Annotated in this window: 21 protein-coding genes; 9 read left to right on the top strand and 12 right to left on the bottom strand. The window is 44.2% G+C overall.

The window, feature by feature from the left end; translation table 11 throughout:
- Positions 1–387 precede the first annotated feature (387 nt).
- Both rocF and CS562_RS31865 read right to left on the bottom strand, forming a co-directional pair.
- The gene (rocF, locus tag CS562_RS31860) at positions 388–1,356 is read right to left on the bottom strand and encodes an arginase (RefSeq protein ID WP_099859355.1); all 969 of its coding nucleotides are present in this window, start codon (positions 1,354–1,356) and stop codon (positions 388–390) included.
- Between the two features lie 53 nt (positions 1,357–1,409).
- Positions 1,410–2,603, bottom strand: coding sequence for an ornithine--oxo-acid transaminase (locus CS562_RS31865; protein WP_099859356.1), 1,194 nt, complete (start codon positions 2,601–2,603; stop codon positions 1,410–1,412).
- Positions 2,604–2,938: 335 nt separating this feature from the next.
- Here CS562_RS31865 and CS562_RS31870 point away from each other — a divergent pair, with 335 nt between their 5' ends.
- The gene (locus CS562_RS31870) at positions 2,939–3,583 is read left to right on the top strand and encodes a GntR family transcriptional regulator (protein ID WP_076292261.1); all 645 of its coding nucleotides are present in this window, start codon (positions 2,939–2,941) and stop codon (positions 3,581–3,583) included.
- A gap of 178 nt (positions 3,584–3,761) precedes the next feature.
- Here CS562_RS31870 and CS562_RS31875 read toward each other — a convergent pair whose 3' ends face one another.
- Positions 3,762–4,502, bottom strand: a complete 741-nt coding sequence (locus CS562_RS31875; RefSeq protein ID WP_099859357.1) for a class I SAM-dependent methyltransferase — start codon at positions 4,500–4,502, stop codon at positions 3,762–3,764.
- Between the two features lie 163 nt (positions 4,503–4,665).
- Here CS562_RS31875 and CS562_RS31880 point away from each other — a divergent pair, with 163 nt between their 5' ends.
- Positions 4,666–5,022 carry a hypothetical protein gene (locus CS562_RS31880; protein ID WP_099859358.1) on the top strand — a complete coding sequence of 119 codons (357 nt, stop codon included), beginning with the start codon at positions 4,666–4,668 and terminating at the stop codon, positions 5,020–5,022.
- A 273-nt stretch (positions 5,023–5,295) separates the two neighbouring features.
- On the opposite strand, the gene CS562_RS31885 is transcribed toward CS562_RS31880, so the two are convergent.
- From CS562_RS31885 to CS562_RS31900, 4 genes are all read right to left on the bottom strand, one after another.
- Positions 5,296–5,523, bottom strand: a complete 228-nt coding sequence (locus CS562_RS31885) for a cold-shock protein (RefSeq protein ID WP_024633773.1) — start codon at positions 5,521–5,523, stop codon at positions 5,296–5,298.
- Between the two features lie 189 nt (positions 5,524–5,712).
- Positions 5,713–5,913, bottom strand: coding sequence for a cold-shock protein (locus CS562_RS31890; protein ID WP_024633772.1), 201 nt, complete (start codon positions 5,911–5,913; stop codon positions 5,713–5,715).
- Positions 5,914–6,300: 387 nt separating this feature from the next.
- Entirely contained in the window at positions 6,301–6,537 is a 237-nt protein-coding gene (locus CS562_RS31895; RefSeq protein ID WP_076292258.1) for a DUF6953 family protein, read from the bottom strand.
- Between the two features lie 142 nt (positions 6,538–6,679).
- Positions 6,680–7,465, bottom strand: a complete 786-nt coding sequence (locus CS562_RS31900) for a CPBP family intramembrane glutamic endopeptidase (RefSeq protein WP_099859359.1) — start codon at positions 7,463–7,465, stop codon at positions 6,680–6,682.
- Positions 7,466–7,764: 299 nt separating this feature from the next.
- On the opposite strand from CS562_RS31900, the gene CS562_RS31905 reads away from it, so the two are divergent.
- On the top strand, positions 7,765–8,436 hold the full coding sequence (locus CS562_RS31905; RefSeq protein ID WP_099859360.1) for a phosphatase PAP2 family protein: 672 nt from the start codon (positions 7,765–7,767) through the stop codon (positions 8,434–8,436).
- A gap of 224 nt (positions 8,437–8,660) precedes the next feature.
- Here CS562_RS31905 and CS562_RS31910 read toward each other — a convergent pair whose 3' ends face one another.
- Positions 8,661–9,440 carry an AraC family transcriptional regulator gene (locus CS562_RS31910; protein WP_099859361.1) on the bottom strand — a complete coding sequence of 260 codons (780 nt, stop codon included), beginning with the start codon at positions 9,438–9,440 and terminating at the stop codon, positions 8,661–8,663.
- Between the two features lie 112 nt (positions 9,441–9,552).
- Here CS562_RS31910 and pyk point away from each other — a divergent pair, with 112 nt between their 5' ends.
- Positions 9,553–10,968, top strand: a complete 1,416-nt coding sequence (gene pyk, locus CS562_RS31915) for a pyruvate kinase (RefSeq protein WP_076292255.1) — start codon at positions 9,553–9,555, stop codon at positions 10,966–10,968.
- 184 nt (positions 10,969–11,152) lie between these two features.
- Here pyk and CS562_RS31920 read toward each other — a convergent pair whose 3' ends face one another.
- A complete protein-coding gene (locus CS562_RS31920) occupies positions 11,153–11,602 on the bottom strand; it encodes an SRPBCC family protein (RefSeq protein ID WP_076292254.1) in 450 nt (149 codons plus the stop codon).
- 283 nt (positions 11,603–11,885) lie between these two features.
- On the opposite strand from CS562_RS31920, the gene CS562_RS31925 reads away from it, so the two are divergent.
- From CS562_RS31925 to CS562_RS31935, 3 genes are read left to right on the top strand one after another with little or no spacing between them, the layout of a single operon-like run.
- A complete protein-coding gene (locus tag CS562_RS31925; protein WP_099859362.1) occupies positions 11,886–12,623 on the top strand; it encodes a WecB/TagA/CpsF family glycosyltransferase in 738 nt (245 codons plus the stop codon).
- A gap of 24 nt (positions 12,624–12,647) precedes the next feature.
- Complete coding sequence (locus CS562_RS31930; protein ID WP_099859363.1) at positions 12,648–13,193, top strand: P-loop NTPase family protein; 546 nt, start codon at positions 12,648–12,650, stop codon at positions 13,191–13,193.
- The gene (locus CS562_RS31935; RefSeq protein WP_099859364.1) at positions 13,190–13,999 is read left to right on the top strand and encodes a helix-turn-helix domain-containing protein; all 810 of its coding nucleotides are present in this window, start codon (positions 13,190–13,192) and stop codon (positions 13,997–13,999) included. Before CS562_RS31930 ends, CS562_RS31935 begins: the two co-directional genes overlap by 4 nt.
- 64 nt (positions 14,000–14,063) lie before the next feature.
- On the opposite strand, the gene CS562_RS31940 is transcribed toward CS562_RS31935, so the two are convergent.
- Positions 14,064–14,597, bottom strand: a complete 534-nt coding sequence (locus tag CS562_RS31940; RefSeq protein ID WP_099859376.1) for an MOSC domain-containing protein — start codon at positions 14,595–14,597, stop codon at positions 14,064–14,066.
- Between the two features lie 256 nt (positions 14,598–14,853).
- On the opposite strand from CS562_RS31940, the gene CS562_RS31945 reads away from it, so the two are divergent.
- Together CS562_RS31945 and CS562_RS31950 are read left to right on the top strand one after the other, a co-directional pair.
- Entirely contained in the window at positions 14,854–15,219 is a 366-nt protein-coding gene (locus CS562_RS31945; RefSeq protein ID WP_099859365.1) for a DUF1304 domain-containing protein, read from the top strand.
- A gap of 119 nt (positions 15,220–15,338) precedes the next feature.
- Positions 15,339–16,139, top strand: a complete 801-nt coding sequence (locus CS562_RS31950) for a DUF4261 domain-containing protein (protein ID WP_099859366.1) — start codon at positions 15,339–15,341, stop codon at positions 16,137–16,139.
- A gap of 168 nt (positions 16,140–16,307) precedes the next feature.
- On the opposite strand, the gene CS562_RS31955 is transcribed toward CS562_RS31950, so the two are convergent.
- Both CS562_RS31955 and CS562_RS31960 read right to left on the bottom strand, forming a co-directional pair.
- Positions 16,308–16,802, bottom strand: coding sequence for a GNAT family N-acetyltransferase (locus tag CS562_RS31955; RefSeq protein ID WP_099859367.1), 495 nt, complete (start codon positions 16,800–16,802; stop codon positions 16,308–16,310).
- The gene (locus CS562_RS31960) at positions 16,799–17,308 is read right to left on the bottom strand and encodes a hypothetical protein (protein WP_099859368.1); all 510 of its coding nucleotides are present in this window, start codon (positions 17,306–17,308) and stop codon (positions 16,799–16,801) included. The genes CS562_RS31955 and CS562_RS31960 overlap by 4 nt, the downstream gene beginning before the upstream one ends.
- Between the last annotated feature and the right edge of the window lie 60 nt (positions 17,309–17,368).

Here is a 17,368-nt window from a genome sequence, read left to right on the forward strand (position 1 = left end):
AGAATATACCATGTACAGATTTCGAATGCAAGTTTTATTTTCAAAAAACTTTAGAACCACATTCTCCATCAGATAATCTCAATCTCTTTCTTCTATAATAGAGCCTTCGTAATTACCCATCACTTCTAAAGGAACCAAGAGGCAAGACATAACCAAACATTCTTACTCTATAAGGCCCACTTCACACCCCATCCATTCAAGAGCAAGAGGTGCATCCAACAACTATAGCCAGGGAAGCCACACATACCTATCTTCACTCAGTTGAAGATCGTATGGATGAATCTGACCCTGGCTCTTATATAACATTACATTATATTTATTAACCATGCCCTCTATATCTTCTATATAAACATGGATTCATCCGAACAAGAATTAGTAATACATTCATTATAAGATCCGTTTACCCAGCAATGAAGCAATCAGCTCAACTCCAAGGCGGGCCGTATGCCTGTTCTGATCAAACAGCGGGTTAACCTCCACCAGATCCATGGACGTAACTCGGTTGGTGGAAGCGAGCAGCTCCAGTGCGAAATGAGCTTCACGATAATTCAATCCCCCTGGTACCGGCGTACCCACACCCGGAGCCTCACGCGGATCAAGACAATCCATATCAAAGCTAATATGAATACCATCTGTCCCTTCCCCGACTACAGCCAGTGCCTGTTCAATAACCTGTTGTATCCCTATTCGATCAATATCATGCATTGTAAAACTCTTAATGCCAAGCGCTCGAATCTGTTCCTTTTCATACACATCCAGATCACGTAAGCCAATATAGACCAGATTGGAGGCATTAACGAAAGGCCCCGCTCCCGGAATATGAGACAAGTTAAAAGCTGAATGCCCCAAAGCGGCAGCAACACTCATCCCATGCATATTTCCAGATAGACTACGCTCTTCTGTGTTCAAATCCGCATGAGCATCAAACCAGATTACACCCAGATTGGAATAGTGCCCAGACAACCCAGCAAGAGAACCTATCGCTACACTGTGATCCCCACCCAGAACAAGTGGAAAAGAACCTCTCGCTATCGCGCCAGACACTTCACTGCACACTCGCTCACTCACCTGTTTAACCTCGGATAAATATTTCACACGGTTGCGTTCAATTGGAACAACAGACTCTGAAGGACAATCTACACGGATCTCTTTTGATACATTCAACCCAAGGCTGGCAATTTCACGTTTCAAACCTGCTGTAATAAGTTCATCCGGACCTAACTCAGCACCACCTCGTGCTCCTCCTAATCCAAAAGGAACCTTAATGATGGCAACATCATTATGATGCAGAAGCAATTGTCTCGTTTCATTAGAAGCATTTAGCGTTCCTGCAGATTCAATATCAATGTTTTCCATGTAGGTCAGCTCCTTCGCAGCTTATATGAAGTAATCAAGGAATGAAAGGTATATCAATCACGCAACACCTGAGTAATCCGCTCCAACGCCCAGTCAATTTCAGCCTCCGTAATGGTAAGTGGCGGTGCAAAACGGATCGTTGTCTCATGAGTTTCTTTACAGAGCAGTCCAACAGACATTAATTTCTCACAATAAGGACGTGCAGGCACATGCAGATCAACACCGATGAACAATCCTCTACCTCGAATCTCACACACAGCTGAACTGCGAATTCCCTGAAGCTGTTTCATAAAATAATTCCCCAGACGCTCCGAGCGCTCTGCAAGCTTCTCATCTTCCAGAACTTCCAGTGCTGCGACAGCCACGGCACAAGCGAGTGGGTTCCCCCCGAATGTGGAGCCATGAGAACCTGGTTCAAACAAATCCAGTATTTCTGAATTAGCAGCAATAGCCGAGATGGGCATCACTCCTCCACCCAGCGCTTTACCCATAATCCAGATATCAGGTTCAACCCCCTCCCAGTCAGAAGCAAAACGGCGCCCCGTTCGTCCGAATCCGGTCTGAATCTCATCCGCTACTGTCAACACCCGGTGCTGTTTGCACAGCGCAAAGGCTTCAGCAAGATATCCTTCTGGCGGAATGACAATACCGGCTTCCCCCTGAATAGGTTCCACAAGGAAAGCGGCCGTGTTCGGTGTGATCGCAAGTTTAAGCGCTTCAATATCACCATAAGGAATAATTTTGAATCCGGGTGTAAAAGGTCCAAAGTCTTTTTTGTACTCTTCTGAAGATGAGAAAGAGGTGACCGTCAGCGTTCTTCCATGAAAATTTCCTGAGCATACGATGATTTCAGCTTGATTTTCCTGTACGCCCTTGCAACGATATGCCCATCTCCGAACTGCTTTCACGGCCGTTTCAACCGCTTCAGCTCCCGTGTTCATGGCCAGGATTTTGGGTTTGCCTGTAAATTGCGAGAGCTTCTGATAGAAAAGTGATGCCGCACTGCTGTGAAATGCCCGTGATGTTAATGTTACCCGATCTGCCTGATCTTTCAGCGCCTGAATGATTGCTGGATGTCTGTGCCCATGATTTAGTGCCGAATATGCACTTAACATATCCATATAACGGCGACCTTCGGGATCTTCGACCCATACTCCCTCCGCCTGCTCAATGACGATCGGGAGCGGATGATAATTAGGTGCAGCATAACGTTCCGACCAATCCATTAACACTTTTGAATCTGACATATACTCCCAGCACCCCTTTTTTATTATATTGTATACAAAATACAATATCAATGTATGCTTCGCCACGACTATTTACGACTCCTGCTCACTTTTTCCGCTATCACCTAAAAATAAGTTGCATTGTAATGGAACAACACATTTATACGCTGAAATTACATAAAACGTAATTTTCCACAACCCTAAATCAACATATCTTTAGATCATTAAGATTGCTTGCCCAACTTCCCCCTCGGTGTTAAGATGATAAAAACTTGAAACTCCCGAACGGCGCACCATTACAGGGCTTACACCCTCACACATTCAATCATCACTATATACAGAAGGGGGGATTCGGTATGGAGGCACCCAAATACCGGTCCTTGAAAGATCACGTTTACGATTATATCGCGCAGAAAATTCAGGACGGGACATTGCTCCCCAATCAGAAGATTAATGAAGCGGAGATTTGCAAAAAGCTGGACATCAGCCGTACCCCTACTCGGGAAGCCTTATTTCAGCTCACTTCTGACAATCTTCTGCAATATATTCCACGTAGGGGATTTATCGTCGCTCCTTTTGATGCTGGCAAAAAACTTGAGTTCTCGCAGGCCATTGGTGCGCTTGAGGCACTCGCTGCTACACTCGCAGCGGACCAACTCAAACCGTCTGAGCTCCTGGAGATGGAGGCCCTTGTTGCACGAATGGATGAAGATATTATCCAGCTAGATCTGGCCGCTTACAGCAAAAACCAATATCAATTTCATAACCTATACATCCAACGCTGCGGCAACGCCACTGTCATCGAGATGTTAAACACGTTAAAAAACAGCTTTATTCGCCAATCATATGTCAGCGACAACAAGCCGAAGCTCTCCAGTGTACTTAATGAAGTAAATGAAGAACATCGCCAAATCGTAAGCGCTTTTCGAGCCAAAGATAAACCGCAACTGGAAGCTCTGTTGAAGCATCACTGGCGCATTATCGACAACGATATGCTGTAATGCTTTCAGCCATAATATGGCGTGGACTATTTTCATTACTCACTGAATTGGATTTAGAGTCCAAAACCAAGAAAAAGCAATCCACTTTAGAGTGGGTTGCTTTTTTAGATGCCAGATTTGGCATCAGCCTAATTTTTTCAAATTCGTTATTGGACTACCCTCTCGCCAACAAGTAATCCTACTCTTTCTGTTTGTTATCGTTAACCATTGATGACTTTGCTTCAAAAACCGCATAACCTAGTCTTTTTCCATATCTCGCAAGCAAACGATCATTGGTACGACCCATACGCTGTACTTGCTCATCCTCAAACAAGCTCATATCCATCTCCCGATGAGGGTCATGATCCACGCCCCATTTGCCCATAGAACGAGATTGTTCCTTGATCAAGACTTCAGTAAATCCACACTGTCTGAGACGTTTCTTCCATGTAGTCATGGTTGCCAGTGTCCTTATTCCATAAAATTGTTTCAGTCTTCGGCTCATCACCTCTGTCTTCCTTCCGGATAACACCATCTCCCGATCAATGAATATACCGCCCGGCTTCAATACTCTCTTATATTCCGTAAGGGTACTTCGCCACTGGGTGAAGATAGTGACAGACTCTACAAATACCACATCAAAATAATGATCCGGAAAAGGTAAGGATTTCACATCTGCTTGAATAAAACGAATATCCAAGCGCTCCCGTCTTGCGCGTCGCACCGCTTTCTCCAACATCTGCCGATTAAGATCAACCGCAGTTACCCGATAACCGTTTCGAGCCAGATAACAAGCCGTCCTTCCTGTACCGCATCCCACCTCAAGCACCTTACTATGCGCAGGCAGAGACAGCGTATCCAACAGTTGCATCGTTGCTGTAAACCCTCCCGGATGGGCGCTCCCTTCTCCAAGCCGGGCCAGTAAATCATGATAATCCATGAGATCCCTCCCTTTTACTCCCTTCAGTGTATGGAGTAAATATAAAAACGGCTCCTCCCCATCTAATTTCCGGGTACTCGTCCATACCAATCAGTCTTCTTTTTACTATGATATACAAACCGTTGAATTCAAGCGGCAACCGCACCTATTGAGGAGGATTTGCATGTACAGAATTAATCCGGTATGTGAAGAAACGGTTTCTCCGCACGTTGGACGTTCCGTTTGTCTCGTTATGAACGACGGTAAGCATATGTATGGTACGCTTAGTCAATGTCGTGATGGTAAAATTTATTTGAACGGATGTTTCGAAGGACCACGGCTGTGTTCAGTCAAATCCAAACAAAAGCTTGTAAAAAGCAGCAAGAAAAACGCTGTTGCAACAAAGAAAGTTAAATCCTCGGCCTACGGTCCATATGGTTATGGAGGATACGGTGGGGGTTACGGTGGTTACGGCTATGGAGCAGGGATCGATCTGGCTCTTGTAGCAACCCTGTTTCTGCTGCCGTTCCTGTTCATCTAAAATTTCTAAACAATCAAAAAAACCTTCTCGCTTCATGCGAGAAGGTTTTTTGTTTTCGATTTATCGTTACTTCAAACCCTAAATTCAAGTAAACAAATTGCTATAAATCAAAAATATTCCCACTTAGATATTCAACATAATTGGGAAAAAGGTATAAAAAAAGGCATTCGCCAAAACGAATGCCGGGAACTTCATATTTAATACCCTTACCTTTATACAAGATGTCAGGTTCAACTTAAAAAAAAACACCTCGTTAGAGGCGGGTAAGCTATGTTAAATCCGATTTCCTTTAGGCATCGTTTTCAGATTACTATTCGAATTTTCAAGCAATGGCAGCATCCTGGTCGTGCTAACCATCTCAGAAGCACATATCGGACAAGTAGGCACGCTATCAAACGCAAAATTGTCCCGCATCCATCCTTTGCACGTATCACTCGTACATTCCCAGATTGCCGCATCAGCTTGTGGAATCTCTTCCAACGGTTTTTTGCGATTATACATGACTTCTACCCCCTTTGTTATGGAAAAACATCTAATCCGACGTTATTTCACAGAAGCCACTACTTAGCGGAAGTTTTGTCCCGTCCGGACTTCTGTCTCGACAACTATTGGGCCGACTTTCATTATAACTGCTCAAAAAAAAGAAGCTGCCTTTACCATTATAACATGTTAAAGGCAGCTATGCTTTAATTACAGTTTTACAACTTCTTCTGCTTGAGGACCACGGTTTCCTTGTACAATTTTAAATTGCACGCGTTGACCTTCGTCCAGCGTTTTGAAGCCTTCGCCTGTAATAGCGCTGAAGTGTACGAATACATCTTCTCCGCCTTCAACTTCGATGAAACCGAAGCCTTTATCAGCGTTGAACCATTTTACTGTTCCGTTTTGCATGTGAATTACACCTCCAAATAAAGATTAACATGTTCCTTTGTTCTTTGCAGCAAGCAAATAAAAATTCACACATTGAAAAAGGTACCAGTCATAACCTATAAGTGATCGCCCTTTACAATATGTGAATTAGGTTTTCCACTCTCTACAACTTGTTTTTATTATAACTCCGTTTCCACCAAAAAGCAAATCTTTGTATTTTCTTTTCAAACAGCTTTGGAAATACATGTATTCGCACGCACTGGAACAGGGTTTGTCGCTTGCCTACCGCTCAGTACGGTCTTATGAAAGGATATGCAGATCCGAACCAACTTATACATTTTCTATAAAATATTTTGACATGCATATCCAACACATCCATGAAAGCTCAATCAATTACATAATTACACTCTACGTCCATGCCCACATAAAAGCATCACGATCCCATGCAATCTGCCCACGATGTAACTTACGGAACGCTTTCTTCACATCTTTTGATAACGAAGTATTTCCATTCTCATTCACAAATACAAATTCTTCTCCAAAATTGGACTTTACATATTCAATTGCAGCTTCCTGATGAAGCGTACCGGTGAATTTAATCTCCTGTACCATCCATTCCGCCACTGCCTGTGCTGTTTTTTCCACAATATCACCTATTTATCTACCCATTGTACGGATGAACGGGCCCCCGATTATGTAACAAGCCTGTCATACCGCCAGACTGAAGTATACCACGATCCCAAGGCTGGCGGTAAACAGAGTTATGTAGCTTCCAATCAAGATCGGTTTAATGAACCACTGAACTCCCTGGTGTACTACTCTCTGACGAAGATGATTTCGTTCGAATGCTAAACGTCAACCATACGCAATAAGCAACCAACACAACCAATATGAAGATATCGTAGAAAAGAGTCCCGGTATCTTGCCGGTCGTTCCCAAGAAATTGAATCAAATTATGTATGAAATGAAACAGGATCAGCGGCACGATATTTCCGTTTTTCAACATTAACAGCGCGAGTGCCGCTCCAAGCAGCAATGCATAGATCAATTGCAGAATCGTATCTGCCATACTCTGACCGGATAATGCATTCATGATATGAGTAATAGAAAATAAAACACTGGATGTGACAACTGCCGCAACCGCACTCTTACGAAGCAAAGTTCTGAAGATCAGTCCACGATAAATGGTTTCCTCCACAAAAGCGACAAGCAAGGTGAAAAAGATAAAAAAGGCGACCTTGGACAAGGTTAACTCTGTAAATCCTTTGAGTGCAAGAGTACCCAGTACAAGGAGTAGCGGAATATAATACTTGGCATGACTTGCCGGGATGGTTCTTAAGGAGCGAAATCCAGTCTCTCTCCATTTGCGTCGTAGGGTGAGATAAATAATGAGCACGAGGGCAATTGGAGTAAATGACATCAATACGGGTGATGTGTAGTCCAGTTGCTTCACGGTTGCAATCGCTCCTGCTACGAAAACCGCCAGCAAGAGGAGTAATTCAATAATCACTACCGTCAGTACCGGTTTACGTGCGGAGAAGGATTGGTTTTGCCTGGATTGCGGGGTTTTCATAAATTTTATCGGCCTCATTTCGTTTTTAATTCGTTGTCACACGAACTTATATGACAATTTAGTTGTATCATATCTATAGATATTCCGGTATCCTTTTCTGGATAAAACTATAAAAGTAACAAAAAAGAGAATTCCTCTTACAGCTTTTACCTTACAATCAGGTATGGCTCAAGTGCTAAAATGTCTATTATATTAGTAAAAGAATGAATTAGTGCAGGGGTGCAACACTTCTGCAACGTCATATATGTGGAGAGTTAAGATGAAAGCTGTGAAATGAAGAACAAAATCAGGGGGATACTATGAAAGCATTATTTCTGCGCTGGGGACATTTGCTGGCAATCTTATGTATACCGCTTCAAGGTTCCATTTATGTTTTATTGGGCAGTAACACCGGAAGTGATGTCTTCTACAATTATGCCTGGATTGATACACAGATTCCTTTTATCAAAGAATTTATTTATCCTTATGTCAGTTGGATGCCGATTCTGTATCTTGGATTTCTCTACTTGGGTCTGACGAACAAATCGTTATTCTGGCGTATGATAATTACCTATAATGTAGGAGTAATCGCAGCCAATATCGTTTTTGCGGTCTTCCCTACTTACGTGCCGCGGCCGGATGCTATCGGAACTGGTCTAAGCAGTGCGCTTGTACAATTTATCTATACCAATGATGCTCCATTCAACTGTTTTCCAAGCATCCACTGTCTCACAAGTTATCTGCTCTTCATCATCATTAATCGCCACTTGAACTTCAAACCACTGGCGCGGATCTCATGGTCGATATGGCTGTGGCTGATTATTGCTTCGACGGTGTTTGTGAAGCAGCACTCGCTGCTGGATGTAGCTGGCGGCATTCTATTCGCGGAAGCAGCATATTGGGCTGTGCATGTAGTTGCGGTTCGAGTTGGTCCGGCAAGCAAAAAAGCAAAGCAGCCAATCACGGCTACAAATTCAAGCAGTAACGCTTAGTATATGATTTATATTGCAAAGGGCAGGAATAATTTGACTGTCATGAGACCAAAAAGAGGGCCTAGGCCCTCTTTTTTTGCGTAATTTATGTTGATGTTTAAATGTAAGAACTTTTCAGGACGCAACCATGAGGAACTTGTCCTTCATACAATAGGTNTTGCGTAATTTATGTTGATGTTTAAATGTAAGAACTTTTCAGGACGCAACCATGAGGAACTTGTCCTTCATACAATAGGTGGGCGTTCATGGAGCAAATCAGATGGAGGACTTCCCATTAAACGCTTGAATATCCGGTAAAAATAAGACAGATCACGGTAACCGAGAAATTCTGCAATTTCTTGAATGGAGAGCTGTGACTCGGTAAGCAAATACACTGCCCTTTTCATCCGTTGATCATGAACATATTGGCTGATCGTCTGATTCGTCATGCTTTTAAATAACGCGGCTGCGTAATTAGGAGTTTTACCGATCTCATCCCCGAGCTCTTCTTTCGTAACTTTCTCCCGGTAATGCCGCTCAATGTATCGCTTCATCCGCTCCGCATGGACATGTCTCTCCGGTGGAATAACTCCGCGATCCAGTTCCCTATTTATATAAATAAGCACTTCCATCAATAAGGCTTGGCTCATCATGACATAATAAGACGGACGTTCCTGCCATTGTTGTTGGATGGCTTTCATGCGTTCATGAATCAGTTCATAACATCCGGGCTTATGTCGCAAGGCCTCACTCCGTTCCAGCGCGGGCAAACCTTGTGCATGCTCCCCCTGTAATTGAACAACAATTTGCGTGTGAGTTACGGTAGGAATACTTTTGCCGTAATACGGAATGCCAGCGGGAATTAGCAGCAGCTCACCTTTCTCCATGATCTGCTTCTCTCCGTTCACCCAATATACACATTTTCCATAAGTAACCAAGCTTAACCGCCAAGTTGCCTGTGACTGCACCGCTTCTTCGTACCAACCGACACCATTAATGTGTCGTACTTCTAATGGAGTGACCATAACACACCTCATTATTGGACTATATTCTAATCATTGTACTATAGTTCATACCCTGATTCGACAGAAAACGCTACAATACACATATAAGCAAACATATGAGGAGGAAAATAGCATGTTGAAAACAAAAATTATTTGTACTATGGGACCTGCTTGTGACTCAATCGAATTGTTAAAAGTAATGATTCAGGAAGGGATGACTGTTGCCCGTCTGAATATGGCTCACGGCGAGTTGGAAGATCACGTGGCACGGATTAACAATATCCGCAAAGCGGCTTCCGAATTGAATACGTATGTACCAATCATGATGGATATCAAAGGACCGGAAGTTCGTATTGGCAAACTGAAAGAAGCATCCTGCCATCTGCAAGCGGGTAAAGAGCTTATCCTGACTACCGAAGAAATTCTTGGTGACGCTGAGCGTATTTCGGTAAACTATCCTGAATTGAACCTCGTTGTAAAACCGGGAGATCGCATCCTTATTGATGATGGCTTGGTAGATCTGACTGTACTGTCCGTGGAAGGTTCAGATATTCACTGTAAAATCATCAGCGGTGGCATTCTGAAACCACGTAAAGGGGTTAACTTGCCAGGAATCAAAACGACTTTGCCAGGTGTAACGGAACGTGACGTTATGCACATCGGATTCGGGATCGAAAACGGTATCGAAATCATCGCTGCTTCCTTTGTTCGTAAAGGCGACGACATTCGTGAAATTCGCAGCATCCTGAAAGAACGCGGTGTAGATCATGTACAAATTATCTCCAAAATCGAAAACCAGGAAGGTATGACTAACCTGGACGATATCATTGAAGCATCTGACGGTATCATGGTAGCGCGTGGAGATCTCGGGGTTGAAGTACCCATCGAAGACGTGCCTATGATGCAAAAAGAAATGATCGATAAATGTAACCGTGCAGGTAAACCGGTTATCGTAGCAACACACATGCTGGAATCCATGCAAGTGAATCCGCGTCCAACTCGTTCCGAAGTTAGTGACGTTGCTAACGCTGTTCTTCAAGGCGCAGACGTTGTGATGTTGTCTGGTGAATCGGCAGCAGGTAAATATCCGGTACAATCCGTGCGCACGATGGCTGCTGTTGCTCGCCGTGCTGAAACGATGATTGATTACAAAGAACAATTCAACCAAAAATCGGCTCAACAAGTAGCTGATATTACCGAAGTTATCAGTCAGGGAGCAGTTAGTTCTTCCCTCGTCCTGAATGCCAAAGCGATCATCACTTCTACCGAGAGTGGATTTACGGCGCGTATGATCTCCAAATACCGTCCGAAAGCACCGATCATCGCGGTTACACAGCATGAAGAAGTACTTGCTAAAATCTGCTTGCTCTCCGGTGTCATTCCGGTTATGGGCGACAAAGTAACGACAACCGATGAAATGTTCGAGTCCGCTACACGCAATGCAATCAAAACTGGTTATATCGAAAAAGGGGACATCATCGTATTGTCCGCTGGCGTACCGATTGGTCAATCCGGTAACACCAACTTGATCAAAGTTCAACAGGTATAACTCAACAGATCGAATTGCATATATCTTTGAACATAAAAAATCCACCGACAGCAGAAATGCACTTCGGTGGATTTTTCTTATGCAATTATTTTATCATTCAACACTTGTTTATAAAAACGCCTTATCCGCGCTTTTTTCATGTTGTTATGATGTTATATTCATATATTCTCTTGCTATCTGGCCTTTACCAGCCAAAATTCAGCGTTTCGCCCGTCTCTGCCCATGTCTTGATACTGCTCAATATCATCCACCAGCTACTCTGTGCGTTTGCAAAGGATGGATGGTTGTCCGTAAATTGGTCATTGATCAATATTAACTTCGTACATTCCCCTACCTTCTCCAGCTGGAACACTACTCTGGATTGAAGCTCAGCGTGATTGGCGTGGTAGGAAGGTCCGGGATGCTCAAGATAACTTAACAGGGATAAAGGTTCGAATTCCAGAATATCGCCGTACACATGAACCGTCTCTGCACCATCATTCCCAGGCCCCACATAGGCGAACGGCTGACCCGGTTGGAAATTGGAACGAAGTTCGCTGCCAAAAAAACTGCTCCGTGTACCGTCCGGCGAGATCAGGGCATTCCACACATCTTCCTGTCCGGCATTAATATAGAACTCATATTTCAATTCCATGAACTCACTCCCTTTATGTGTTGTATTGAAGGTACAACTGAAACTTGCTTGCAACACTATCCTATCGTTATACCCAAGCGGTGTATTGTAAAAACGCGACAACAGCGAAAATAAATGATTTTAGATGCCATAAAGCTTGAATGTTTCGGACTTTTCGTCCGGTGCTAAACTTCAACAAATATAGTGCTTTTCCAGGAGATCAGATATACTAAAATGGAATGAAATAACAGGAAATGTATACAAGCTGGGGACGGATAGTTAGCATCCAGAAAGGAACTAAAATATGAACCAAACAACAAATATTATGGGAATCCCATTTCCCAATATAACTATGGATCAGACGGTTACAATTCTTAGTGATGTAGTCGATCAGAGACGATCCGAACTGTTCCATGTCATCACAGGCAATCCGGAAATCGTCATGTCTTGCCAGAAGGATCAGGAGCTTCGTTCGGTCGTGGATCAGGCAGGCATTGTGACCGCTGACGGCGCGGGCATTGTTATGGTATCCCGCTTTCGGGGTGGACAATTGACCGAACGGGTAACTGGTTGTGACCTGCTTTTTCGTTTGTTGGAGGAAGGAAGCAGGAAGAATTGGTCCTTTTATATGCTCGGGGCAGAAGAAAGCGTCAGTAAGCGGGCTGTAGAAGTTATTGCGCATAACTATCCGGGAGTTGTTGTTCGTGGCAGACATCATGGATTTTTCACAACGGATGAGGAGCAAAACATTGTAGAAGAAATTCAAGAGGCACAACCTGATTTTCTTATTGTGGCCCTAGGAGCACCCAATGCTGAACACTGGATCAACAAATATCGCCATCAACTCAATGCTCGTATAGCCATCGGAGTCGGGGGAAGCCTGGATATTCTGGCCGGCAAAACCAAACGAGCACCTGCAATATGGCAGAAGCTTAATTTGGAATGGCTTTATCGACTGCTCAGCGAGCCTTCCAGATGGCGCAGACAACTTATTTTGCCACGTTTCGCTGTCCGGGCGTTGTTGTTCAGAGAGCACAGGTAAAATAAAGGGGGGACTGGTTACGGAATGGTCGGTGAACAATCCAAGATCAAACTAAGGCCAAACAAAATACATATTATCGGCTCAGTCGGCAGCGGTAAATCTACACTGGCCCGCCATTTATCCGCGAGGTTAGACCTTCCTTATTATGAGCTCGACAATATTGTGTGGCACCGTGTACCTCAAGGACAGGATATTCGCAATAGTCCGGAGACGCGGGACACACTTCTGCAAAAAGCAGTGTATTCCAATCAGTGGATTATCGAAGGTGTGCACTATAAATGGGTAGCAAGCAGTTTCGAGCAGGCTGATCTTATCGTCTATTTGAATACCCCCGTATGGAGAAGGAATGTGCGCATTCTCAAACGTTTCACAGTACAGAAGCTCGGGCTGGAACAAGGAAATTACCGACAGACTTTCACTATGCTCTGGAAGATGTATAAATGGAGCTATCAACATGACCGTAAGGAAAAAGCACTAATCATGGCGTTTTTGCAGCCTCACCAACATAAATTGTGCATGGTTCGTAACGAAGCAGAGTTGACGAGGTACCTGGAGGAATCGACAAAATGAAACATGCAGATCATGCTATCAGACCCAGTATGGGTCTTCTGAATCTGGATGAGGGCGACAAAAGATATTGCCTGACACGGTATGCCCCTTCCGAAGCATTGAGTTCTTTGGTCAAGCATTTCTGGATCGTCTCCTGGGATCTTACCGGGTATGATCCATATCCGCAGCATGTGGTCCCGAACCCCTGTGTCAATCTGGTGGTAGAGCGGGGAAACACCTTTTTCTTCGGTCCATCTGGACAGAAATTTTCTTATCTCGTGCGTGGAAAAGGAAGCGTGTTTGGGGTGAAGTTTAAGCCTGGCGGCTTCTATCCATTCATTCGTACTCCCGTTTCTACATTGTATGGGACCCCCTTGGATGTCGCTGGTGTGCTTGGTGTCGATGCTCCACAGCTCGAAGAACGTCTGCTCGGAGATGGATGTGATGCGGACAAAGTCAGTTATATGGATCAGCTTCTCTGTAATCATCTCCCTCCTCCTGATGATCAAGCCATTTTGGTCAGCCAGATTGTGCTGTATATTGAGCAGCATCGGGATATGTTGAGAGTCGATGATTTGTCTGCCTCCTGGAATATGCACAAAAGAAAGCTCCAGCGCCTGTTCAATCAGTATGTGGGCATCAGCCCCAAAATGGTGATCAAGCTCTACCGCCTGCAAAATGCTGCTGAGCTGATGGAGCAGGGTCTAGATTGCGATCTGGTTAAGCTTTCCCAAGACCTTGGATATCACGATCAGTCGCATTTTATCAAAGACTTCAAGTCCATTATCGGCAGCACACCTGAAGAATACGTCCATTCCAGAGGATAAATTGAGATTAACTACAGGCGAAGCAAGCGGATTCGGCTGTAATGCAAAAACCTGTCCTGAAGCCTCAGGACAGGCGAATAACTTCGATGTTATCTCCTGTACGGATGATGCCTTCACGCTCAACTGAGCAGACGATTCCGCGTTTTTTGCGGGCGGCTGGCACGAACTTTTTGCGCAAGCCATCCTGTTCGTAGAATTGCTCAATGATTTTCCCTGGGTGTACACAAGGCAGATTCTCCCCTTCACAGATCAGCCCCGTTCCATCTGGGAACAGAAGTCGAGTCCCGACAGGAAGCTCCGTCAACTTTTCAACACCACGGACCAATAGGTTGGCGCCGAGCCACTCTGGGCGTACTTCCGGAATATTCATCTTCTGTGCTATGAGAGCACATTCCTCTTCTGAGACAATACTGATTTGCCTGCGATTTGCAATCGGCGTTCCCCGTTTGTATATTTTCTGTCGGGAGTCCGCCGGGCGCAACAGACCGTAATGCCGGTCACTCGGAATTCCAGCAAGTTCAATATCGATAAAAGGTACGACTCGTGTAACAAACGTTGATGGATCATCCGCCAGCAGGACGAATTGAACGGTTCCCACACCCACGCAAATTCCCCTTTTCCATGAGTAAGTTCACTTCTTTATTGTTCATTATTACCCAATGAATGGATTTTCGACAATCAGCTTATGTTTATCTTTGTACTTAATCCGCGGGCGTCATTATAAAAGAGAATCATGAACTCATTAATAATTTACACAATTAATTTGTGTAAAATTAAATTTTTTACTTTCAGTTCGGATGGCAAACATTTATACTGAGTAGGACAAGTAAATAAATGACATATAAGAAAGCAAGGTGTTTCTTTTGATTAGTATCATTTTCGTGGCTATTGTAGCCATTGAGCACTTCTACATCATGGTGATGGAGATGTTCCTGTGGACCCGTCCACGCACGATGAAGACGTTCGGTCTTACCCCTGAACTAGCGGAATCCACCAAGTCCCTGGCAGCCAATCAAGGTCTGTACAATGGATTTTTGGCCGCTGGTTTGATCTGGGGACTCGTTTATCCGGATACATCCGTCGGACAGCACATTCAGATCTTCTTCCTGGCATGTGTCATTATCGCCGCCCTCTACGGAGGTGTAACCGCTACTCGGTCCATCATTATCAAACAAGGGCTGCCTGCGATCATTGCATTACTTCTCGTTCTTTTCCTCTGATCACCTGATGGCCATTACCATACCGGGATTCATTAAAAGCTCCAATGTGGTAAGGTATGGTTATAAAGGCATCGGATTATGCCTGATCACTGTGATTGGTCTGGAAAGGAGAACGTTTCATGGGACTGTTTGACAAGCTTCGACGCCGCAAAAAGGAACACCCGACCGCAGGTGGAGCCGTACATACTGCTCCATATAGCGAAACCATCGTTGGATTTGTTTTGCTGGAGCACGAAGATTGTAATTTTGATCACTTCATTAGCACGATGAAAAACGAGTGGAATATTGAGATTGACGAACGTCCAGAGGAAGGTAATCTTTTTTTCGAAGTGGATGGAATGCAAGTGGTGTGTGCACACATTAATGCTCCTGTCCCTGATCGCGAAGTAGAGGAAAATGCTAAATTAAATGTGCTATGGCGGGACGCAGTACAAGTCACTTCAAGACATCAATCTCAGATTATTGTCTCTGTACTGAATGCAACTGACGCCATTCAGGCACATATTCTGTTCACCCAAACAGCGAGCGCCTTGCTCCAGCTGGACCATGCGCTGGCTATATATATGGCGCCACTTGTGGTGGAAGCAGGCCAGTATGTGGACATCAGTCGTGGAATTAAGGATGATGAACTTCCCGTCTCCCTCTGGATTTTCATCGGACTATTCCAAAGCTCTGAAGGCACATCAGCCTATACTTATGGGTTACGCAACTTCGGGAAAGAGGAGATGGAAATCACTCAATCCACAAAGCCATTAAGTGAAGTATTTGAAATGATGTATATGACTGCGACTTATGTTGTTGAAAACGATGTAACCCTGCATGACGGCGAGACGCTCGGCTTCTCAGCAGAACAAAAGCTGCCCATCAACCGCTCGGAAGGAATAGCCACAGAGGGTAGCAGCTTGAAGATTGGTTTTTAGGCATTGTTAAGAGCCGTCCAGATTCCTCTTTTCTGTTTGTGAGCACAAAGGGAATACGGTGCGATTAATATGAAGTCATATCATAAGGCGTTTCCCAGCATATGTGGGGAACGCCTTTTTGTTTTTTCAAATCTTCATATGAACGCGATCACCATACTTGCAGTAAGGTCATGGGTTCATCGCACACACCATCGTTACAGATGTGCCACACATGCCCTGTTCGACGAATCCGAAACGCCGATAAAGCCGAATTGCTTCGTTATCGGGATCAACACTGAGCGAAACGGCGTCAATACCCCGCTTTCGAGCCTCTTCTAATGCCGCCTGAATGAGACGGGTGCCTATTCCTTTGCCACGCGCTATCTCAACCACAGCCATTCCCATCTCGGGTGTAGCCGCATTTACATAACCATATCCCGCATTCTGATCATTAAAAAACCGCAACGTCACCGATCCCATACGCTTGCCTTGAGAATCCACGGCGATAAATCCGAAATCTCCCTCTCTCCCCCAGCCTTCAACGTACTTGGACATGCCGGGGCTATGGATGATATCAGGTTCAAAAGGCTCTTCCCCCTCCCGCTCGAAGATGGATGCATACAACATCTCCCACAGAAAAGGGATATCCTGCTCTTCAATCGGACGCAATTGATACTCCGTCATTTCTTCCCCTCCTTCAAATTAGTAAATAGGCGTTCCACTTCACTTAAATTAAAATCATTGGTAATTTCATAATTTTCAAGCTTGTCTCTCGTTTTGTATCCGCTATAGATAGAGACGGCATGTTCATTATAAAACGTAATTCCAAAGCCTTCTGTAAATCGATCTTCTTTCTTCGTCAAAAGCTGCCAGTCATAGTAATATGGGGTCCCCTCGGATCGCTCGGAGATATCTATTTGCTTTACTCTTCTTAATTCGATATCCTTCGCAAGCTTTAACATCTTTCTAATCTCTTGGGGATCTTTAATAGTCACTTCTTCTTGATCGTATGGATCGGTGGTCGGTATTTTTTTGATAATCAGAATGTCCAGTGTATCCAGCATACTCATATGATCCGTGACTTCAGCTCGAAAGGTGGTATGTTGTCTCGAAATGTACATGGGTATCACAATAGCTGCAATCACGATTACAGCGACTACGCCAAGAATGGTTTTGGTTCTTTTTTTCATTGAGATCTCCTTTCTCTGTTGGGTAAATCAGGAAATTAAAGATTCCATTATAAGTATACC

The organism is Paenibacillus sp. LK1 (genome assembly GCF_002750415.1).
GTDB lineage: Bacteria > Bacillota > Bacilli > Paenibacillales > Paenibacillaceae > Paenibacillus > Paenibacillus taichungensis.